This is a genomic window from Azospirillum oleiclasticum, assembly GCF_013423485.1.
GTDB lineage: Bacteria > Pseudomonadota > Alphaproteobacteria > Azospirillales > Azospirillaceae > Azospirillum > Azospirillum oleiclasticum.
In genome coordinates this window covers 62,829-83,443 of the sequence record NZ_JABFFR010000025.1, presented here as the reverse complement: position 1 = coordinate 83,443, position 20,615 = coordinate 62,829, and the positions used below count along the sequence as shown (strand labels likewise).

The following is a 20,615-nucleotide window of genomic DNA, read 5'->3' as shown; positions in this document are numbered from 1 at the left end:
GCCGGGAGTCAATCCGCCGCGATGGTGGCGCGGGTGAAGTCCTCGATGTAGTCCATCAGGGCGTCGGAGGCCGCGGCGGCGCGGGCCGGGTCGCCCTCGGCGATGGCGAGGGCCACGGCGCCGTGCAGGCGGGCGGCCAGCGGCATGTCGGCCACCTGCTTGTAATGGATGTACCAGAAGCGCCGCGACAGCGACTGCATCAGCGCGATGGCGCCGGTGGCGAAATCGTTGCGCGCGGCCTGCGCCGTCAGCAGGTTGAAGGCGCGGTCGAGACGCATGAAGGCGATGTCGTCGTTGCCGGCCGCCGCCTCCTGCATGCCGTCGGCGATGCGGCGGAACTCCGCCCGCTCCTCCGCGCTGGCGCGCCGGGCGGCGGCGCGGCACATCAGCCGTTCCAGCTCCCGCCGCACTTCCAGCAGGCGGAGCTGGGTCTTGATGTTGACCTCCGACACGATGATGCCGCGCCGGGGCAGGATGGTCACCAGATGCTCCCGGGCGAGGCGCTGGAGCGCCTCGCGGATCGGGGTGCGGCCGATACCGAGCTGCTGGCTCAGCGCCGCTTCCGACACGACGCTTCCCGGAGGCAGCTCCAGCGTCACGATCAGCTCTTCGAGCGTCCGGTACGCCTTCTCGGTCAGGCTGGACTGGACGTCCTCGTCACCCGCCGCCGCTTCGCCCTCGGGGGCCTTCCTTGCCATCGGCAACATCGCCATCGGTTGTTCCGGTGTGCAGAGTTAACGCCGAGGGGGGAGCGGCGCAAGCGGCATGGACGCGTTACATGGTCGCCATGGCCGAACGGGCGTTCGGACGGTTCCCCTGCTGGTAGGTGAAGATGGACTCGTAGCCATCACCCCAGTCCGGCGGCAGCCAGCAGGGCCGCGGATCGTGGTGTGCGGTCAGCGCCCGCTTTCCGCGGATGATCGACTGGTCGTGCGGGCTGCGGATCGGGTTGCCGGTGTAGGGCATGGCGTCGGCCGAGCTGAAGGCGTACAGCAGCAGCGGCCGGCCGTTGGCCGAGGTGTTCGGCTTGGAACCGTGGATGGTGCGGCAGTTGTGGATGGTCAGCGAACCGGCCGGGCCCGGCAGATAGACGGCCTTGTTCAAGTCCACACGCGCCAGATCCTCGTCGGCGAGGCAGCCGGTCCAGTTGCCGTCCTTGTCGTACTGGTAGAACAACTCGTCCTTGTGGCTGCCGGGAATTACTCCCAGCGGCCCCTGGTCGAGGTCGCAGTCGTAGATGTAGGTTCCGACCGTCAACGGGGAGTAATTGGTGTGCGGCCAGAACTGGATGTCCTGGTGCCACTTCACCTCTGTGCCGCCCTTCGACCATTTGAAGTTCAGCTTGCTGTGGTGGAACTTCACGTCGGGGCCGACGAGGTCGGCGACGATGTCGCCGAGCAGCGACTGCGAGCAGTATTCCCAGTAGTAGGGATGGGCATCGACCGGGCTGGACAGGCGGCGCAGCCGCGGGTTGTCGGGGGTGTGGCCGGGCTCGATGTCCCACACCGCGTCGGAGCGCCTTACGGTGCGGCTCTGGTCCACCATCGAATTGGTGACCGCGCGGAGCTTCTCCACGATGTCCTTCGGCACGATGGATTCGAGCAGCAGGTACCCGTTCTCGAAATAGGATTCGCGCTGCTTCTGGGACAGGATGCGCGCCGGCTGGGACAGGACGTCCTCGGGGGTCATGGGTCTCACTCCCTCTGATTTTTGTTCAGTTGAAGCCGAGCAGCTTGCTCGGAAGCCACAGCACGGTCTCCGGGAACAACAGGATGATCCCGAGCGTGGCGAACTGGAGGAGGATGAAGGGGATGACACCACGATACATGTGCATCGTGGTGATCTCCGGGGGGGCGATGCCGCGCAGGTAGAAGATCGCGGGCGCCATCGGCGGCGTCAGGTAGCTGGTCTGGATCATCACCAGGAACAGGATGCAGAACCAGACGGGGTTGAAGCCGGCGGCGACGATCAGCGGCGTGAACAGCGGGATCATGATCAGCACGATCGAGATCCAGTCGAGCACGAAGCCCGCGAGGAAGGCCAGCCCCAGCACCAGCGCCAGCAGCCCCCAGGGACCGAGATTCGCCATCTCGACCAGATCCTGCGCGAGCTGGACGCCGCCCGCCCCGATGAAGACACCGGTCATCATGCTGCCGGCCAGCAGGATCGCCATGATCATGGCGGTCACCTGCAGCGTCTTCATCACGGCACCCTGAAGCACCGCCATGGTCAGCCGCCCGTAGAAGGCCGCCAGCAGCACCGAGCCGGCGGCCCCGATGGCCGCGGCCTCCGTCGGTGCCGCGAGGCCCAGCATGATGGAGCCGAGAACCGCGAAGATCATGCACATGGGCGGCACCAGCGCGACCATGGTGATGCGCAGCTTCTCCGCCAGGGTCATGCCGTCGTCATCCTCGGCCACCGGGCCGGCCTCAGGCCGCAGCACGCAGAGCCCGAAGATGTAGAGGAGATAGAAGCCGCTCATGATCAGGCCGGGGAACACCATGCCGACCAGCAGATCGCCGACCGACACGTCGGCCAGCGGCCCCATGATCACCACCACCACGGACGGCGGGATGATGGTGCCCAGGCTGCCGCCGGCGCAGATGGTGCCGCAGATCAGGCCCTTGTCGTAGCGGTGCTTCAGCATCACCGGGATGGCGAGCAGACCGACCACCGTCTCGGTGGCGCCGATCACGCCGGTCGAGGCGGCGAAGATGATGCACATGATCACCGTGCCGAGGGCCAGCCCGCCGGGCAGGCGGCGCGTCCAGATGTGCACGGCGGCGAAGAGCTGCTCGGCGATGCCGGCGCGTTCCAGCATGCAGCCCATGAAGACGAAGAGGGTGACCGCGGCCAGCACGAAGTTGCTGGCGACATCCTCGATCTTCTCGATGAACTGGAAGACGAGCGCATGATCGAACACCAGCCAGCCAAAGGCGGTGGCGGTCGCCAGCATGGAAAAGACCACCGGCACCCCGACCAGCAACAGGCCGAACAGCACCGGGAACATGTAGAGGGCGAGCATGGTCATGGATCAATGGCTCCCCGGCTGGCCGGCGACGTGCGGCAGCACGATCCCGGACTCCGTGGCCCCGGCGGTGCCGCGCAGCAGCAGCACGCATTTGCCCAGTTCCGCCAGCGCCTGCAGCGTCAGCACGGTGAAAGCGACGAAGAAGGAGATGCGGAACGGCCAGACCACCGGATTCCAGGCCGACTGCCCCGACGTCTCAAGCGACAGGATCGACTGCATCGCATGCCCATAGAGCGCCACGGACAGCCACGCGCAGACGGGAATGACGATGAACAGATAGGCCAGGCTGTTGACCAGCGCCTTGGTTCGCGGCGAGAAGCGCAGATACAGCACATCCACCCGAATGTGCGCGTCCTGCCGCAACGCGAAGGCCATGCCGAGCAGGAAGTTGGCGCCGGTCAGCATATAGCCCAGCTCGTAGGCCCATATGGTCGGCGACCCGAGGACGTAGCGGGCGAACACCTCGTAGCAGGTGCCGATGACCAGCGGGGCGATCAGCCAGCCGCCGACGAGACCGACGGAGCCGGTCAGTCGGTCGATGGCGCGGATGAAGGCGTGCATGGGCGCTCCTGTGCGGCCTTTCGATGGGCCGGCCACCGCCCGGCCCGGCGCGCGGGCGGGCGGGCGGGACGCCGGCGGCGTCGGTGGGACGAACGGTTACTGCACGGCGGTCGGCCGAACCTTGACGTTGCGGTACTGGTTGGCGTTGGCCCAGCGCTTCTCGAACGCACGTTGATCGACCAGCACCTTCTCGAACCACTTGTTCGACTTGGCGACCTCGTCCGCCCACTTGTCGGCGATGTCGCGGGTCTTGTACTGGACCTCCGGATCCAGCTCGATGATCTCGTTGCCCGCTTTGCGGTAGAAGTCGAGCGCCTTGGCGTCCTCCTCACCGATGCGCAGCCAGCTGTCCAGCGTGGTCAGGCGGGCGGCGGTCTCCATCAGCTTCTTGTCCTTGTCGGACAGCTTGGCCCACACGTCCTTGTTGATGACCAGTTCGAACGGGGCGGTCGGCTGATGGACGCCGGGGATGATCAGGTACTTGGCGACCTTGTGGAAACCGGGGGAGATGTCCTCCCACAGGGTGCCCCACTCGGTGGCGTCGATGACGCCGCGCTCCAGCATCGGGAACACGTCGCCACCGGCGGTGGTGACCGGCGCCGCCCCCAGGTCCTTCGCCATGTCGAGCCAGGCGCCGGCCGTGCGCAGCTTCAGGCCCTTGATGTCCTCCAGCGTGCGCACCGGCTTGCGGGAATGCAGGAACACCTCGGCCGTGCGGATGAACAGCGGAATGGAGACGACGCCGAACACCTCGTCGCGGTACTGGCGCTGCATCTCGGCACCGCCGGCCTCGTACAGCCAGTGCAGCATGCGCTCGGAATCGAAGCTGCCGGCGTAGCCGCCGAACAGCACCACCGACGGGTCCTTGCCCCAGTCGTAGCCCATCCAGGTGTGGCCCAGCTCGGCGACGCCGTTCTTCACCGTCTCCGACACTTTCAAGGCGTTGCCCAGCGCGCCGCCGGGGAACACCTGGACCTTGATGCGGCCGTCGGAGAGCTGGTCGATGCGCTCGGCGAAGGCCTTGGCGCCGATGTCCATCAGCGGGCCGCCGGCCCAGCCGGTCGCCATCTTGAACCTGTAGGTGTCGGCGGCGTTCGCCGCGAAGGGCACCGTCATGAAACCGGCAACCGTGGCCGCCATCGCCAGAGCCTTGAGCGTGTTCACGTCTTCCCTCCCTTGGAGTGTTGTGTCGTTTTCTTGGGTACCGGAGCGCCGGTGGTCCCGAACGCCCTTGCTGCGGTTCAGGCGGCCGTCCCGCCGGACAGCCGGCCGGTGAAGGCGTCGTCCACGATCCGCGCGTACGCCTCCCCCGCCGGCTGGATGGGGAAGGCCTTGGTCAGGCGGGTCACGTTGAGACCGTTGCGCACCAGCGCCGGCAGGTCGTCCGCCTTGACGCCGAAGGCGGCCAGCGTGGTGGGGATGCCGACCTCGGCGACCAGCTCGCGGGTGCGCACGACCGCACGGCGGGCCAGCGCCGCCTCGTCGTCGCCACTCTCGCCGGCCATCCGGGCGATCTCCGCGAGTTCCCGCTGCCGGATCGGAAGCAGCTCCTCCATCACATAGGGCAGGAAGACCGCGTTGGTGCTGCCGTGGGTGGCGTGGGTCAGGCCCGCCAGCGCGTAGGCCAGCCCGTGAACGGCGTTCAACCCGGCGCTCGCGTAGGACAGCGACGCGTACAGGCTGGCGTACGCCATGCCCGTGCGGGCCTCGCGGTCGGCTCCGTCCCGATAGGCGGTGCCGAGATGCCGGAAGCACAGCCGGATGCTCTCGGCCGCGAACAGCATCGTCATGTGATTGCGGCCGGAATAGGCGGGATCCGCCTCCCCCTGGCGGTCGAAATGCTCGGAATCCATGGTCAGGTAGGATTCGACGGCATGGGTCAGCGCGTCGAGCCCGGCATCGCCGGTCACCCGCGGCGGACAGGACAGGGTGAGTTCCGGATCGACCACGGCCACCACCGGGCGCAGGTCGTTGGCCAGCACCGCCACCTTGGTATCGCTGTCGCGCTTGATCAGGATGGCGCCGGCGGTGATTTCCGACCCGGTGCCGGAGGTCGTGGGGATGGCGATGAGCGGCAGCGGCTTGCCGGGGATCTTGCCTTCGCCGATGAAGTCCTCCGGCGCGCCGCCGAATTTCAGCGTCAGCGTCAGCACCTTGGCAAGGTCGATGTTGCTGCCGCCGCCGATGGCGATGACGTGGTCGATGCGTTCCAGGTCGCCCCCGGCCGTGACCTGCTCCTGCACACGGACGCAGAGGTCGACGCTCGGGTCCGGCTCCCCCTCCGCCGAGACCGTGGTGCCGATCCCCTGTTCGCCGAGGATCGCCTGGATCTCCGTCACGATCGGGCTGCGCTCGGTGAAGAAGCGGTCGGTGACGATCAACCCGTGCCGGTAGCCCAAGCGGGCGAGCAGCGGCCCGAGATCCCGGCGGACACCGTTTCCGGCCAGGATGCGGGAGGGGGCGCAGTAGAACAGCCGGTCGTTGAGCACGTCGTCCTCAGCCTGATATATCAGCCATACGGTAGACGTATGCTAATCACGTGGCAGGCTTTGCGTCAACGGCTAGCTGTTCGAACCGCCAATAATCGAGACCTCAGCACTCCGTCATTCCGACAGAAGCCGCTGGACCTCCGGGTACGGAATGGCGTTGCCGGCGATGGCCGCGTAGGTGCCCGAATCCCGCAGCTCCCGGGCGATGGCGCGGGTCAGCCCGAGGATGGCGCGCGACGGGCCGGACCCGACGGTGACGCGCGCCACGCCCAGCGCCGCCATCTCCGGAATGGTCGGCATGCCGGGACCGCCCAGCAGGTTCACCGGCAACCCCGCGCCCCCGACAATGGCGGCGATCTCGTCGGCCGACAGGCGACCGGGGACGAACAGGCCATCGGCCCCGGCCTCCCGGTAGGCGCGCAGCCGCTCCATGGTCAGACCCAGGCGCTCCTCGGGCGTACCGACCTGCTGCCAGTACACATCGGTGCGGGCGTTGATGAAGAGCGGTATCGCGGCGGCGTCCGCGGCGGCGCGCACGGCCTTCAGCCGCTCCACCTGCTCGGCCATGGGGCGCAAGCCCTCGGCCAGCCCGTCCTCGATGTTGACGCCCACCGCACCCGCGGCGAGGACGGCGGCGATGGTCTGCGCCACGGCGTCCGGCGTGTCGCCGAACCCCGCCTCCAGATCGGCGCTGACCGGCACGCTCAGCCGCCCCGCGATCAGGGACACGGCGTGCAGCATCATGTCCCGGTCGATCCGCTCCCCGTCCGGCAGCCCGGCGGCAAAGGCGATGCCGGCGCTGGTGGTGGCAACGGCGGGATAGCCCTCCGCCGCGAAGACGACGGCGCTGCCGGCATCCCACGCGTTGGGCAGGATCAGAATCCGGCCGCTGTGATGCAGGTCCCGAAACGCCTGTGCCTTGTCCGCCAGCGCCGTCATGCCGTCATCCTCCCATTCATTCAATGCGTTCGACCACGGACCGGTTGGGACAGAAGCCCGGGCACGCCTCATCCGACCCGGCCGCCAGCCAGCGGTGGCAGGCGTCCGTCCGCGGGCAGGCCCGGCAACGCCCGACGGCGTCCGCCATCTCGGCCAGGATGCCCGTGTCCTCCAGCGACCGCGGACCCGGTCGCCGCCGGGCGACGATGGTCGCCAGGGGAAGGGGCTGCGGACGGCGGGTGACGGCCAGCGCCAGACCGGCCGCGAGCAGGGCGGACGACGCGATGAGGGCGAACACAGGGTCCATGGTCTCTCTCCGTAACGTAACATATCACTCGTATCTCTGACGCGCGAGCGCCGCCTTGATCCGGATCAATCGAGAGCGTTGATGCGGTGGCGACCGGCGGCACGGGAGGTTGTCCGCAGCGGTCACCCCTGGTAGCCTGGGTGACATGCTAAAAATATGTCAGTGGGAGGACAGCATGGCCGACATCCGCCAGGGCACCGTGGAAACGGGTGCCGGACCGATCACCTTCCTGGCCGGCGGCACGCCGGCGCCCGATCGGCCGGCGCTGGTGCTGCTGCACGGGATCCAGGGTTCGGCCTCCGCGTGGCGGGCGGTGATGGAGCCGTTGGCGGAGGATGGTCAGGTGTTCGCGCCGAACCTGCGCGGGCGCGGCGGATCGCACACGCCCGACCGGCTGGAGGATTACACGCCCGCCGGCTTCGCCGCCGACGTCGATGCCTTCGCCGCGACCATCGACGGCCCGTTCGTTCTCGTCGGCTGGAGCATGGGCGTGCTGGTGGCGCTGGAGTATGTGGCGCGGTACGGCACCGACCGGCTGGCCGGGCTGGGTCTGGTCGGCGGGTCCGCCCACCCCGGCGGCGACTGCCACTGGTTCCGCGGCGAGACGCCCGACGCGATCGCCACGGAGGCCGCCGCACGGGCGAAGGCGCTGAACCTGACGGAGACCGCCACTCCCTTCGCCGTCGCCGGATCCTGGCTGGCCGCCCGCGCGGCCGATCACCGGGCGACGCTGGCTCGGGTCGATGTGCCGACGCTGGTGCTGCACGGCACCGACGACGACCAGTGCCCGCTGTCGCACGGCCGCGTCATCGCCGACGGGATCGCCGGCGCGGAGCTGGCGGTATGGCCGGGCTGCGGCCACAACCCGATGGCGCATGACCCGGCCGGTGTCGCCGTGGCGCTGGGCACCCTGCGCGGCCGTGCGTAGGGCACAAAAAATCCGCCGGTCCCCGTGGGGGCCGGCGGCAAGGCAGGCAAGGAAATGTGCGGCGATGGGCGGGTCAGGCGGCCGAGGCGACGCGACTGTTGCCGTCCTTCCGCCCGACCGGGGTGCGCGAGGTGCGGCGCATGTCGGTGCGGACGTAGCGGGTGTCGTAGCCGTTGAACAGATGACCCAGCAGACCGCGGTTCAGGTCCGAGGTGCCGAAGAACCAGTCGGCGATCGGGAAGGTCAGGTTCATGTTCCTTTCCATCATGATCGACTGGTCATGGTGGGCCGTGTGGTGCCGCCGGATCGTGTTGACGAAGGGGCAGTTCCGCACGAACCAGTTGTCCTCGACATGGCAGCAGAAATGCATGAACTCGTAGATCAGGTACATGCCGGTCGTCGTGCTCATCAGCAGCCAGCCGACATTCGGCGAAATGAGCCAGCCCAGAGCCAGCGCGCCGGGGATCGACATCAGGATGAAGACGACCAGGGCGTAGGGCGGGAAGAAGGTGACGCGCCAGTCGAACTGGTCGGCGAAGCGCATCTCCTTCTCCGTGAAGAACTGGTGGTGCATCAGGGTGTGGCGCGTGTAGACCGCGCGCATGCCCTTGTTGGCCTGCGGCCGGTGCATGATCTGCGCGTGCAGGAACCATTCGAAGAAGTTGCAGATCAGGAAGACCACCGGGATCGTCGCCCATTCCCACCACACGACATCCCGGATGTTCGAGACGTAGACGTACATGGCGGTCAGGCCGATCGTGTAGATCACCGCGACGTGGAGCCAGCCGTTGTACCAGCCGGCGATCCGCTCGCGATACTGATGACGGTAAGTGCGCTGCCGATCGGTCATCGGCGATTGGACGAGTTCCATCGGGTCGTCTCCTCCCGCACCCCTGCGGGGCGGCGTTGTCCGTGTCTGATATATCATCCGTACATCAGTTGGCCGCCGGCGTCAATGCCTGATCGCGACCATCCGCCTTACGGACAGTTCCGCGGTCAGGCGTGCGCGCCGATGTTGGCCAGGGCCGAGTCGATGTCGGCGCTCGTCATCTCCCACTCGTTCTGGAAGTTGGCGACGATGGCACGCATGAAGGCGTCGTGGTCCCGCAGCGCGCGCTGCCCGTCGCCGTAATGGTCGGCCAGCAGAGCCAGAGCGAGCTGGGCGGGTGCCGCCCCCTCGTAGCTCCATTCGAAGCCCTCGCCGCACAGCCGCTTCACGTCGAAGCGGGGGTCGAGCGGCACACCGTCGACGGTGACGAGGACGCCGTCGATGGTGCGGTCGCCGCGGTACTGTTTCATGGATCCTCCCGGTTTCGCTCTTGTCTGATATATCTATCATATGTCATTTTGGGTCTCAATGGAACGCCGCACGCGCGGGGAGGACCTTTTGGACTGGAACGAACTCACGGCCCTGCTGCCGGTCGCCGCCGCTTTCCTGATGGCAATGGCGGCGGGCGTGCAGCTTGCCGGCTTCTTCCCGGCGGAACACCGGCCCGATCCCCTGGCCGGCCCGGCGGGCGGGCTTCTGGTGGCGGTGCTGGCGACCAGTGTGGTCCTGCTGCTGGTGACGGCGGTGTGGGTGGCGGCGCAGCGCGTGGCCTGGCCCGCCATCATCATCACCGCCGGGCTGGCGGTGCTGGCCGGCCCGCAGCTTTTCCAGGCGGTGCCGCCCCGGATCCGCGACAGCGTGCCGGGCGTGGTGCTCTCCGCCCTCGCCAACACCGGGCTGGCGGCCCTGCTCGTTTCGGCGCTGTCAGCCCCGGTCACCTAGACCATTCGACGATTCAATCCGAGGAGACGCGCAATGCCCCCACTGATCAAGGCCGTGATTTCGATTTTTGTCGCCGCCGTGGCGGTCGGCTTCACGCTCTACCGCGACACCCTGGGCGGCGGCACACCGGTGTGGGTGGTCCCGCTTCTGGCGGTCTTCATGATCGGTGCGATGTGGCTGTTCCCGGAGGCCAAGAAGCTGCCCGCCGACGCCGGCGGACGTGGGCCTATCCGCACCTGAAATCGCGCTGCGCTGACCGGGATCGCCCGGTCAGCCGCCCGGCGCGATCAGCCGCCCAGGCCCGCCAGCATCGGCCCCACCAGCGGCGCGCCGACGGTCGCCCCCAGGGCGAAGCCAACCACCAGCCCGACGATGGCTGCGGCGATGGCAAGGCCGAATCGCGGCCGGGTGCCGGCTGTGGCCGCCTGAGCGCCGCCCGTAGGGGTGCCGTCGTCACCCTCCTCCCCCGGTGATGCGGCGCGCCGCGCGGTGTAGGAGGAATCGGTCTCGTCGTGCCAGGCCTGGATGCGGTCGAGCGCGGGCTTGAGCTGCTCCTCCGTCGCAGCGGTGCCGCGGCCATGGATGATCTCGTGCGCCAGCGCCAGGAAACGCGACGCGGTGCGGCCGGTGGGGCTGAAGATCGCGGCCGGCATGCGCCGGTAGGTCGCCTTCACCACATCGACGTCGTAGGGCACGACCGTCTTGAACATCAGCTCCGCGTATTCGGCGCGGAGCTGGGTCAGCGAATCGCGACCGACCTCGTCGTTGGAAACCGACAGCATCAGCACGCCGGCCACGCTCAGGTTCGGGTTCAGCCCCTTCTGGATGTGATCGACCACCGACAGGGTCCGCCGCAGCCCGTCCAGCGCGTAGCGGCCGGGGAAGACCGGCAGCACCAGCCGGTCGGACGCCGCGAGAGCGCCCGCCGCCAGATGGCCCAGGGCCGGCGGGCAGTCGATGACCACGTAATCCGGCGGGTTTGTCGAGAAATGCAGAGCCTTGCGCAGTCCCCTCTGCGACCCGCCACGCGAATCCAGCGCATGCTCCATGGAATAGAGCTTGCGCGCACCGACGATCATCGACAGCCCGGCGAAGTTGGTCGGGGTGATGGCGTCCTCGACGAAGGTGTCCTTGTTGAGCAGGTCGTGGATGCCGACCTTGGCGCGCTCCTTCAGCAGGAAGTTGCTGGTGGCGCTGCTCTGCGGATCGAAATCGATCAGCACGACGCTCTTGCCCATGGCGGCGAGCGCCAGGGCGAGGTTGACCGAGGTCGTGGTCTTTCCGACGCCGCCCTTCTGGTTGTACACGGACAGGATCGTCGGCTGCCGCGCTTCGGGCGTGTCGAAAACGTCGTCGTGGCTGGTCATGCCCGCGTTCTGCCTCGTCGTTGCACGGCACTATTAACACCGGATCCGGCCGGTGTCTCCCCGGACCGTGCCCGTCGTCCTCATGCGCCGAAACGCGCGACCACCACCGTGGTGTTGTCCACACCCCCCTGCTCGTTGGCGAGTTGGATCAGCCGCCCGCACAGGCTGTCGGCATCGGCGCCGGGCTGGCCCAGCACCTCCGCGATGGTCGGATCGGTGACCATGCCGGTCAGCCCGTCCGAACACAGCATGTAGGTGTCGCCCGGCTCCAGCGCGTGGACGGTGATCTCCGGCTCCATGAGCTCGGTGGTGCCGAGCGCGCGGACGATGATGTTCTTCTGCGGCGCCTGCCCCTGCCCGCCGTTGTCCAGCCAGATCTGGTACAGGCTGTGGTCGCGGGTGAGCTGGCGCAGGCCGCCGCCGCGCAGCCGGTACAGGCGGCTGTCGCCGGCGTGGAACACCACCAGCTTGTCGGTGCCGGCCACGCGCAGGCAGCCGACCACGGTCGTTCCCATGCCGCGCCCCTCGGCGAATCCACGCTCCTGGTTCAGGCCGACGATGCGCCGGTTGGCGTCGCGCACCGCCACGCGCACCGCGGCGATGGCAAGCTGGAGCCCCGGATCCACGGCCGTCGGACCCGACAGGGTCCGCTCGGTGTCGTCGCTCACCGAGTCGATGGCACCGGCCAGTGCCTGCGGATCGGCGTTGGCGATGCTGTCGGCGATGGTGGTGGCGGCGGTCCGGCTGGCGATGTCGCCACCGGCGTGGCCGCCCATGCCGTCGCAGACGACCACCAGGCCGGCCTGCGGCACCAGCGCGAAATTGTCCTCGTTGCGCGACCGCACCCGCCCCACGTCGGTCCGGCCGGCGGCGATCATGTCGGAAGCGGGTGATGGCGGCATGGCGGCGGATCCACGGGCGGCACGGCCCCCGGCGGGGCCTCGGGCTCGGAATAATGGCAAAAGCACGGGGAAAGATACAGCCATGTTTCGGGGCACCTGGGCCGCCGGATTCAGGCCGCCCGCTGGACGTACAGCATGCTGTCGAAGAGATAACCGCTGTGGTGGGCCAGCGTCATCGGCGCGTCCGGGCGCAGTCCGTGCAGGAAGGCCGGGATCTCCGCCAGATCCTCGATGCGGTGGTAGACGGCGATCGCGAGCGCCGGCCGTCCCTCGGCGATGGTGCGGGCGGCCCCGCGGAGCGCCGGCAGCTCCGCCCCCTCGATGTCCATCTTGATCAGCGTCGGCCGCAGCTCCGGCCATTCGTCGAGCGCCACCACCTCCACCTCGCCGCCGCCGTCGGCGTCGATGCGGCTGCCGTGGCCGCCGGACGCGTCGAAACGCAGGCGCCCGCTCTCTGACCAAAGGCCGAACCGGTGCGCCTGCGCGCGCGGAATCCCGGCGATCGCCGCGGACAGCCGGACGTGGTTGCCGGGGTCCGGCTCGAAGGCGTGGATGGCCGCGTGGCGGTTGCCGGAAGCGGCGGCGAAGACACGCGCCGTGTCGCCGTCGAAGGCCCCGGCATCGACCACCACGGCACCCTCCCCCACCGCGCACGGGCCGCCGGTGTGGAAGGCGCGGTCGGCCGGGGTTCGCACCGCCTCGACCCAGCGCGGGTCCCAGCCCATGCGGAAGAGCAGCACCGACGCAAGCACCGCCCGACTGCCGTCGTCGAACGGCAGGCGACCACCCGCCGTGGTGTCCAACACACGCAGGATGGTGTCGGGATGCCCCTGCCGCAGCCAGTCGGACGGTTCGTCGGGCGCGAGCAGGCCGGCGCGCAGCATCGCCTGGGGCAGCGACAACACCGGCAGCCCGAGACCGGTCGCCAGCCCGCGGAAATGCCGGAACCCGACGTCGCCGAAGGCGCAGACGACGGCCAGGAGGCCGGGGTGCCGGCGGGCGAGATCCGGCAGATCCGCGTCGCCGCCGACGCGGTGACCATCGACCACCCGCCCGGCCGCCCCGTTGTCGATGAGCCCGACCACGGTGAGCCGCTGGAGCGCGTGGCGGACGAAACGGTCGGCGATCAGCGACCGGAAGCCCAGCAGCACCAGCGGCCGCCCTTGCGGGTCGACACCGCGCGACTCGGACTCCTCGATGCAGCCGAAATCACCGGTGCGCCGATACGCGTCGGCGCGCCGGTGCAGTTCACGCTCCGGATCGGGTGCGACCGCGGTGGACAATTCGGTCAAACGACGATGTTGAGATTCTGGCCGCGGGTTTCGGTCGTGTTGCCACCGCCCGCACCCTGCAGCAGGGTCGTGACCGTCTGCTGCTCCTGCCGGGCCGTCTGGTTGAGCGCCTTGATCCCGAAGTCTGCCTGCGTCTGACCCTGGCGGATGCCGAGAGCCGCGCCGGCCATCGACGACGTCACGCTGTCGATCATCGGAGGACTTCCTTACCTTCGGTTACACCAGAAGGTTTACACCGGATTGGGACGTTCCGCCAGCCCCCGTCCGACCGGCGGCAACCACCGGAGACACCGGGAACCCGTCGTTCCCACCAGTCGCACCCGTGACGGTGGACCCGCCAGCCGCTTTCGCCACTTTCGGTGCGAACTGGTCGCCACTGTCCGCACCGGAACCACCCACGAGCAGTCGCAGTTCGGAGAGTTCCTTGCGTCGGTCCGACGCCTGTTGCTCCTTGTACTGCTTCAGCGCGGCCTCGGAGGGGATCTGCTCGATCGTCTTGCCGGTCTCCGGATCACGGTACAGCATGACGAGCCGCGACGCGTCGGCTTCGTAGGAGAAGGCGATGACCGGAAAACGTTGGAAGACCGAGCGGTCCTGCTCCGCCGCGGACGGAGTCCCAGAGCCGGCCCCCTCGTCAACGGTTTGACCGTTGCGGGCCGTCATGAAGGCAGGCGCCGACGGCGCCGCCGAGATGGCGGATGCCACGTTCATGACAGGACACGTCTGCTGGTTCCAATCACCTTAGAAGATACATCAAAATCACAGCATCGTAAAGAGATTCTTCACTTCTTAAGCACCCACTTTCGGAGGAAGAATGCCTCAGCGACACGCCAATAGCTGTACCCCCATTGATTGCAGGGATTACAAGGTCCGGACCGGAATCGGTCACTGCCCGTTTTCCAGTCAGTCCTTCCACATATAAAAGCCCTGCCGACCACGGAAATGATCGTGAATGACCACTATGCTGCATAAGCTCTGGGACCGGATCATCTATCGCGACCCGCGTTTCTACGCGGCCTTTCCTTCGGTGGCGACGCTGGCGGATGGCTCGGTCGTCGTGGCGTTCCGCCGGGCGCGGGATCATCGCTGGCTGCACGGCCATCGCCCGCCAGCCGGACACGAGGATTTCGGCAGCGTCGATCATCTCGACGTCCGGTCCCACCTCGCCCTGCAGCGCCTTTCCGACGATATGGAGCCGCTGGGCGAGCCGTCGATGCTGCCCCCGGATCCGGAGGCCGCCGACCAGGACGCCAGCCTGCTGGTGCTGCGCGACGGGCGGCTGATCGTCGCAGGTTTCTGCTGGTACCCGGTGTCGGCCGCCCATGTCGGCACGCTGCGGGCCATGGGGGTCGGTCTGGCCGGCAGCCCGGAGCGGACCGGCTGCCAGTTCATCTTCTGGGGCGGCTACACCCGCGTGTCGGCGGACGGCGGGCGGAGCTGGTCACCGCACCGCTTCCTTCCGGTGGTGCCGGACCTGCCCGACCTCGTGCCCGAGCTCCGCCCCTATCTGGGCGGGCCGGTGCGCGGGCGGATGGTGGAAGCGTCCGACGGCACCATCCACCTCGCCAGTTACGCGGTGCGACCGGAGGGCGGGCGTCACGTGGCGCTGCACCACGCCTCGACCGACGGCGGAGACAGCTGGACGTACCGCGGCGTCATCGCGGAGGACAAGGACGGCGCCGCGGGCTTCTGCGAGCCCGCGCTCCAGTGCCTGGCGGACGGCCGACTCGTCGCCTTCCACCGCACGTTCGGACTGGAGGACCGGCTGGCGACCTCCATCTCCCACGACGGCGGGCGGAGCTGGGAGCGTTGGACCGTGCACGGCGTGGTCGGTCATCCCACCGACGCCTGCGCGCTGCCCGATGGCCGTGTTCTCCTCGTCTACGGCTACCGCCACGCCCCCTACGGCGTGCGCGCGCGGCTGTGGAACCCCGAGCGCCAGTCCATCGACGAGACGGAGGAGTTCATCATCCGCGACGACGCGCCCTCGCCCGACGTCGGCTATCCCTGGGCGTCGGTCACCCCGGACGGCCGCATCCTCGTCGTCTATTACATCGCCGACGGGCGCGGCATCCGGCATGTGGAGGCCAGTCTGCTGGCCCTCACGCCCTGACCGCCATGACCACCAGCCCCGTCACATCCTCCCCGCATTCCCGGCGGAGCGCGCCATGGCCGACGGTGACCGCGGTGAAGCCGGACGCCTCCAGGGTGGCGCGCACGTAGGGTTCCTCGTGCGCGTAGCGGCCGTGCGGCATCAGCGCCCAGCCACCGGCGGAACCGCCGGCCAGCCGCTCCACCGTGAAGGCGAGCCGCCCGCCGGGACGCAGGGCGGCGGCGAAGGCCGGCAGGATCGCGTCGAGCGCACCGAAATAGCAGAGCACGTCGGCGGAGACGATCAGGTCGAAGCCGCCGGGATGGGCCCTGGCGAACGCCTCCAGCTCCGCCTCCTCCAGCCGGTCGTAGAGTCCGCGGGCCGCGGCCTTGTCCAGCATGCCGGCGGACAGGTCGACACCGGTGAGGCTGCGGGCGTAGGGGCGCAGGTGCGGGCCGCACAGGCCGGTGCCGCAGCCGGCGTCCAGCACGTCCAGACCCGCCGACGGCGCCACGACAGCCGCCACCGCCTCCGCCAGAAGTGCGGGGGCGCGGTAGCCGATGGCGGCCAGCTTCGTGTCGAACTCCCCGGCGAAGGCGTCGAAGAGCTGCTTGACGTAGGTGTCGGAGGCGCGTGGATCGCCCGCCTCCCCCGCAAGCGCGGCGGCGGTGTGACGGGCGAGCGGCTGGTCGGGGTGGTCGCGGCGCCAGAGCAGCGCGTGGCGCAGCGCCGCCTCACCCTCGCCCACCGCGCGCATCGCCTGCAGGGTGGCGCGCAGGTTGTCCTGCGCCCGGGTCCACCCGGGCGCCAGGGTGATCGACCGACGGTAGCCCGCCACGGCCGAATCCCAACGCCCGAAGCCGCTATGGAGGTTGGCGAGGTTGTTGTAGGCCATGACATAATCCGGCGCCCGGACCAGACAGCGGTGGAACGCCCGCACCGCCTCGTCGTACCGCCCGGCCTCCTTCAGGGCGCTCGCGCGGTTGTAATGGACGCTCGGATGGTCGAGGCCGATGCCGAGCGCCATCTCGAACGCCGCCAGCGCGTCGTCGCACCGGCCCTGCGCCAGCAGCACGTTGCCCAGATTGTTGTGCCCCTCCGCATGGCCGGGCCGGATGCCGAGGAGTTGGCGGTACAGCGCCTCCGCCCGTTCCAGGTCGCCGTCGGCGGCCGCCCGGTTCGCGCGGTCGTAGATGTGGTCGGGGTGGCCCGCGCTTGGCGCAATGCGAATGCGGGGAAGCGACATGTCGGCTGGATTCCGTGGGGGAGGTTATTGGATCTTTACGGCGTGGGTAAGATCATGACACTCCCAACTCGGCGGGCGCAACGGCCGAGCATGGCGGAGCAGTGACGATGCAGAAGACCAGACGCGGACCGGCTCCGCCCGGGGGTGGACAGGCCCTCACCACCGCGGTGGCCCACCATCAGACCGGCCGTCTGGCGGAGGCCGAGGCCGGCTACCGCGCCGTGCTGAGGACACAGCCCAACCATCCCGACGCCCTGCACCTGCTGGGCGTGCTGGCCATCCAGTCCGGAAAGCCGGCCGTCGCCGTCGACCTGATCCGCAAGGCGATCGCGCGCAATGGGCGGGCGGCGGCCTACCACGACAATCTCGGCAGCGCGCTGGCCGCGGGCGGCAATCACAAGGACGCCGCCAACGCCCACGCGCAGGCGCTCCGCCTCCAACCGGATTTCGCGCAGGCCCGCTTCAACCTGGGCAACGCCCTACAGGCCATGGGATCGTCGGGGCGGGCCGCCGCCGCGCTGGCCGGCGCGCTGGCGCTGCGCCCGGATTACGGCAAGGCGTGGTACAATCACGGCAACGCCCTGCGCGCCCTGGGACGGACGGAGGCGGCCGTCGCCGCCTACCGGCACGCGACCGCGCTGCTGCCCGACCTGGCGGAGGCCCACAACAACCTCGGCGACGCGCTGGCCGCCCTGGGGCGGCTCGACGACGCGGTCGCCGAGCACCGCACCGTCATCCGCCTGCGCCCCGACGACGCCAACGCGTTCTACAATCTGGGGGCCGTCCTTCAGCAACGCGGCGCCTTCGAGGAGGCGGAGATCGCCTACCGGGAGGCGGTGCGGCGATCGCCCGGCCATGTCGGGGCGCTGAACAATCTGGGCAGCGTCCTCAAGCGGCTGGGGCTTCCCGCCCAGGCGGAGCTCTGCCACCGCGAGGCGCTGCGCCTGCGCCCCGATTTCGTGGAGGCGCTGTACAATCTCGGCAACGCGCTGCACCGCCAGGGCCGGTTCGATGAAGCCATGGCCTGTTACGAGCAGGTGCTGGAGCGCAAGCCCGACCTCGCCACCGCCAGCCACAATCTGGCGCTGCTGTCGCTGTTGCACGGCGATCTGGCGCGGGGCTGGTACGGGTACGAGAGACGCTTCGCGGCGGGCGAGGCCATCCCCGACCGGCAGCCGCCCCTGCCGCGCTGGCAGGGGGAGCCGCTGGCCGGGCGGCGCCTGCTGGTGTGGCGGGAGCAAGGCGTGGGCGACGAGATGATGTTCGCCTCCAGCTACGGCGAACTGCTGAGGGTCGCCGACGGGCCGGTGACGATCGAGACGGACCGCCGGCTGGTGTCACTGTTCGCCCGCTCCTTCCCTGCCGCCACGGTTCGGGCGGAAACGCTGGACGAGACGGGCCGCGAGACCGTGGAGCCACCGGATGCGGCCCTGCATGTTCCCGCCGGCTCCCTGCCCGGCATGGTGCGCCCGGCCCTGGCGTCCTTCCCGCCGGCAGCGCCCTGGCTGGTGCCCGATCCGGAGCGTCTGGCGGTGTGGAAGGCACGGGTGGCGGCGCTCGGCCCCGGCCTGACGGTGGGCATCTGCTGGCGGAGCCAGCTGATCACCGAGGAGCGCCGGGCATCCTACACCACGCTCGACCAATGGCTGCCGGTCCTGTCGGTTCCCGGCATCCGGTTCGTCACCCTGCAGTACGGTGATGTCGAGGCCGAGATCCGCGCGGTGGAGGAGCGGACGGGTGTCGCGCTGCATCGCTGGGGCGACCTCGACCTCAAGGACGATTTCGAGAATGTGGCCGCCCTCGTCGGCAATCTGGACCTCGTGGTGACCGTCGCAACCTCGGTCGGCGAGCTGGCCGGGGCGCTTGGTGTGCCGGTGTGGCGGTTCGGCGGCACCGGCGACTGGTCGGTGCTCGGCACCGGCTGCCGGCCCTGGTACCCGTCGATGCGTCTGTTCCATGCCGCTGCCGGGGAGGATCTGGATGGCGTGCTCGGCCGGATCGCGGTGGCGTTGCGCCGCATCACCCCGGCGCTTCCGGCAGCGGCCCGCCCGCCGGCACCACGTCCCGCCGATCCCAAGGTGACCGATCCCAAGGTGACCGATCCCAAGGCCGCCGATGCCTGGATCAACCGCGGCGTCCAGGCCCACCGCGCCGGCCGGATCGCGGAGGCCGAGACCGCCTACCGCGCCGCGCTCGACGCCGTTCCCGACCATCCCGATGCCCTGCATCTGCTGGGCTTGACGGCGCACCAGACCGGGCAACACAGCGACGCGCTGGGGCTGATCCGGCGGTCGCTGGCGCAGGACCCCGATTTCCCGCAGGCGCGCAACAATCTGGGGCTGGTGCTCGATGCGCTTGGCCGGCACGCGGAGGCCGGGCGACAGTTCGCGGCGGCGATCACGTTGCGGCCGGACTTCCCCGAAGCGCTCAGTCACCTCGGCCTGACGGAACAGAAGGCACGCCGTTTCGACATGGCGGAGCGGTGGCACCGCCGTGCCGTACGTCTCCAGCCGGCCAACGGCCGGTTCCGCACCAACCTTGGTGCGGCCATCGAGATGTCGGGCCGCTTCGCGGAGGCCGAGACCGCCTACCGCCGCTCCGCGGTGCTGCTGCCCGACCTGCCCGACGGCGTGAACAATCTGGGCACCATGGCGCGCGCGCTCGGGCGGTTCGACGACGCCAAACGCTGGCTGCGTCGGGCGCTCCGCCTCGATCCGGCCTTCGCTCTGGCTGCCTGGAACCTGGGCCTGCTGCGGCTGGCGGACGGCGACATGGTGGAGGGTTGGGCCGGCTACGAGCGCCGCTTCTCCGCCCCGCAGCTGCAACGCGGGCGTACGCTGCCGATCCCGGTCTGGCGCGGCGAGCCGCTGGCGGGACGGCGGCTGCTGGTCTGGAACGAGCAGGGGGTGGGCGACGAGATCCTGTTCGCCTCCTGCATCGGCGATCTGCGGTCCCTGGACGGCACGGTGGTCGTAGAGTGCGACCGGCGTCTGGTGCCGCTCTTCGCACGCGCCTTCCCCTGGGCCGAGGTGCGGGCCGAGGTGCGGGCCGAGGCGCCGGAGTGCGCGGACTGTGCGCTTCAGATCGCCGCCGGCTCGCTGCCGCCGCTGGTCCGGCCACGGCTGAGCGGATTCCCGCACCGTTCGGGCTTTTTGACACCAGAGCCGTCGCTGGCCGTCTTGTGGCGGGAGCGGGTGGCGGCACTCGGGCCGGGGCTGAAGGTCGGCATCGCCTGGAAGAGCCAGGTGGTGGACGCACACCGTGCGGCCGCGTACACGACCTTGGAAGCCTTCGCACCCGTCGGGCGTACGCCCGGTGTGGTGGCGGTCAACCTGCAATACGGCGCCTCGGAAGCGGATATGGCGGCGGCCGAACGGGCGCTGGGAGCCCGCATCCATCGCTGGCCGGACCTCGACCTGAAGGATGATTTCGAATCGGTGGCGGCGCTGACCGCCGCCCTCGACCTCGCGATCGTGCCGGCGACCGCCGCCGGAGAACTGGCCGGCGCGCTTGGCGTGCCGGTCTGGCGCCTTGGCGGTTCGGACTGGACTTGGCTGGGAGCGAGGGTCCGGCCATGGTACCCGTCCATGCGGCTGTGGGCGCCGTCACCCGGTGAGACGATGATGGATGTCGTCGGCAGGACCGCCAGGGAACTGCGGCATCAGCTTGATCGCGCGGCCGGGTAGGCTG

21 protein-coding genes are annotated in these 20,615 nt (G+C 69.5%); 5 read left to right on the top strand and 16 right to left on the bottom strand.

Annotated features, from left to right (window positions below):
* Positions 1-8: 8 nt before the first annotated feature.
* The 8 genes from HL658_RS23215 to HL658_RS23180 all read right to left on the bottom strand — a co-directional run bounded on the left by HL658_RS23215 (position 9) and on the right by HL658_RS23180 (position 7,327).
* Positions 9-713, bottom strand: coding sequence for a GntR family transcriptional regulator (locus tag HL658_RS23215; RefSeq protein ID WP_211109821.1), 705 nt, complete (start codon positions 711-713; stop codon positions 9-11).
* Between the two features lie 61 nt (positions 714-774).
* A complete protein-coding gene (locus HL658_RS23210; protein WP_180284260.1) occupies positions 775-1,689 on the bottom strand; it encodes a phytanoyl-CoA dioxygenase family protein in 915 nt (304 codons plus the stop codon).
* A 25-nt stretch (positions 1,690-1,714) separates the two neighbouring features.
* A complete protein-coding gene (locus HL658_RS23205; RefSeq protein WP_180284259.1) occupies positions 1,715-3,031 on the bottom strand; it encodes a TRAP transporter large permease in 1,317 nt (438 codons plus the stop codon).
* 3 nt (positions 3,032-3,034) lie between these two features.
* Positions 3,035-3,592, bottom strand: a complete 558-nt coding sequence (locus HL658_RS23200) for a TRAP transporter small permease subunit (RefSeq protein ID WP_180284258.1) — start codon at positions 3,590-3,592, stop codon at positions 3,035-3,037.
* Positions 3,593-3,688: 96 nt separating this feature from the next.
* Entirely contained in the window at positions 3,689-4,756 is a 1,068-nt protein-coding gene (gene dctP / locus HL658_RS23195) for a TRAP transporter substrate-binding protein DctP (protein WP_211109820.1), read from the bottom strand.
* Between the two features lie 77 nt (positions 4,757-4,833).
* Entirely contained in the window at positions 4,834-6,081 is a 1,248-nt protein-coding gene (locus HL658_RS23190) for an iron-containing alcohol dehydrogenase (RefSeq protein WP_180284257.1), read from the bottom strand.
* Positions 6,082-6,195: 114 nt separating this feature from the next.
* Positions 6,196-7,020, bottom strand: a complete 825-nt coding sequence (locus HL658_RS23185) for an isocitrate lyase/PEP mutase family protein (protein WP_180284256.1) — start codon at positions 7,018-7,020, stop codon at positions 6,196-6,198.
* A gap of 16 nt (positions 7,021-7,036) precedes the next feature.
* Positions 7,037-7,327 (bottom strand): DUF6455 family protein, encoded by a 291-nt coding sequence (locus HL658_RS23180; protein ID WP_180284255.1) that lies wholly within the window; start codon positions 7,325-7,327, stop codon positions 7,037-7,039.
* A 175-nt stretch (positions 7,328-7,502) separates the two neighbouring features.
* On the opposite strand from HL658_RS23180, the gene HL658_RS23175 reads away from it, so the two are divergent.
* A complete protein-coding gene (locus tag HL658_RS23175) occupies positions 7,503-8,255 on the top strand; it encodes an alpha/beta fold hydrolase (RefSeq protein WP_180284254.1) in 753 nt (250 codons plus the stop codon).
* A gap of 73 nt (positions 8,256-8,328) precedes the next feature.
* Here HL658_RS23175 and HL658_RS23170 read toward each other — a convergent pair whose 3' ends face one another.
* Together HL658_RS23170 and HL658_RS23165 are read right to left on the bottom strand one after the other, a co-directional pair.
* On the bottom strand, positions 8,329-9,126 hold the full coding sequence (locus HL658_RS23170) for a sterol desaturase family protein (RefSeq protein WP_180284253.1): 798 nt from the start codon (positions 9,124-9,126) through the stop codon (positions 8,329-8,331).
* Positions 9,127-9,251: 125 nt separating this feature from the next.
* Complete coding sequence (locus HL658_RS23165) at positions 9,252-9,554, bottom strand: DUF6166 domain-containing protein (RefSeq protein WP_180284252.1); 303 nt, start codon at positions 9,552-9,554, stop codon at positions 9,252-9,254.
* Positions 9,555-9,642: 88 nt separating this feature from the next.
* On the opposite strand from HL658_RS23165, the gene HL658_RS23160 reads away from it, so the two are divergent.
* Positions 9,643-10,026 carry a hypothetical protein gene (locus tag HL658_RS23160; RefSeq protein WP_180284251.1) on the top strand — a complete coding sequence of 128 codons (384 nt, stop codon included), beginning with the start codon at positions 9,643-9,645 and terminating at the stop codon, positions 10,024-10,026.
* Positions 10,027-10,059: 33 nt separating this feature from the next.
* Entirely contained in the window at positions 10,060-10,266 is a 207-nt protein-coding gene (locus tag HL658_RS23155) for a hypothetical protein (protein WP_180284250.1), read from the top strand.
* A 47-nt stretch (positions 10,267-10,313) separates the two neighbouring features.
* On the opposite strand, the gene HL658_RS23150 is transcribed toward HL658_RS23155, so the two are convergent.
* The 5 genes from HL658_RS23150 to HL658_RS23130 all read right to left on the bottom strand — a co-directional run bounded on the left by HL658_RS23150 (position 10,314) and on the right by HL658_RS23130 (position 14,298).
* The gene (locus HL658_RS23150) at positions 10,314-11,393 is read right to left on the bottom strand and encodes a ParA family protein (protein ID WP_180284249.1); all 1,080 of its coding nucleotides are present in this window, start codon (positions 11,391-11,393) and stop codon (positions 10,314-10,316) included.
* 80 nt (positions 11,394-11,473) lie between these two features.
* Entirely contained in the window at positions 11,474-12,295 is an 822-nt protein-coding gene (locus HL658_RS23145) for a PP2C family protein-serine/threonine phosphatase (RefSeq protein ID WP_180284248.1), read from the bottom strand.
* 110 nt (positions 12,296-12,405) lie between these two features.
* Positions 12,406-13,587 (bottom strand): FkbM family methyltransferase, encoded by a 1,182-nt coding sequence (locus HL658_RS23140; RefSeq protein WP_180284247.1) that lies wholly within the window; start codon positions 13,585-13,587, stop codon positions 12,406-12,408.
* Positions 13,584-13,781 carry a hypothetical protein gene (locus tag HL658_RS23135; protein ID WP_180284246.1) on the bottom strand — a complete coding sequence of 66 codons (198 nt, stop codon included), beginning with the start codon at positions 13,779-13,781 and terminating at the stop codon, positions 13,584-13,586. The genes HL658_RS23140 and HL658_RS23135 overlap by 4 nt, the downstream gene beginning before the upstream one ends.
* Positions 13,782-13,803: 22 nt before the next feature.
* Positions 13,804-14,298, bottom strand: coding sequence for a FlaG family protein (locus tag HL658_RS23130; protein ID WP_180284245.1), 495 nt, complete (start codon positions 14,296-14,298; stop codon positions 13,804-13,806).
* Positions 14,299-14,539: 241 nt separating this feature from the next.
* Here HL658_RS23130 and HL658_RS23125 point away from each other — a divergent pair, with 241 nt between their 5' ends.
* Positions 14,540-15,700, top strand: a complete 1,161-nt coding sequence (locus HL658_RS23125; RefSeq protein WP_246337809.1) for an exo-alpha-sialidase — start codon at positions 14,540-14,542, stop codon at positions 15,698-15,700.
* Here HL658_RS23125 and HL658_RS23120 read toward each other — a convergent pair.
* Positions 15,690-16,925: a tetratricopeptide repeat protein gene (locus tag HL658_RS23120; RefSeq protein WP_180284244.1), complete on the bottom strand. Its 1,236-nt coding sequence runs from the start codon at positions 16,923-16,925 to the stop codon at positions 15,690-15,692. The two genes, HL658_RS23125 and HL658_RS23120, sit on opposite strands and share 11 nt — an antisense overlap.
* A gap of 107 nt (positions 16,926-17,032) precedes the next feature.
* Here HL658_RS23120 and HL658_RS23115 point away from each other — a divergent pair, with 107 nt between their 5' ends.
* Positions 17,033-20,611: a tetratricopeptide repeat protein gene (locus HL658_RS23115; RefSeq protein WP_180284243.1), complete on the top strand. Its 3,579-nt coding sequence runs from the start codon at positions 17,033-17,035 to the stop codon at positions 20,609-20,611.
* Positions 20,612-20,615: the final 4 nt, after the last annotated feature.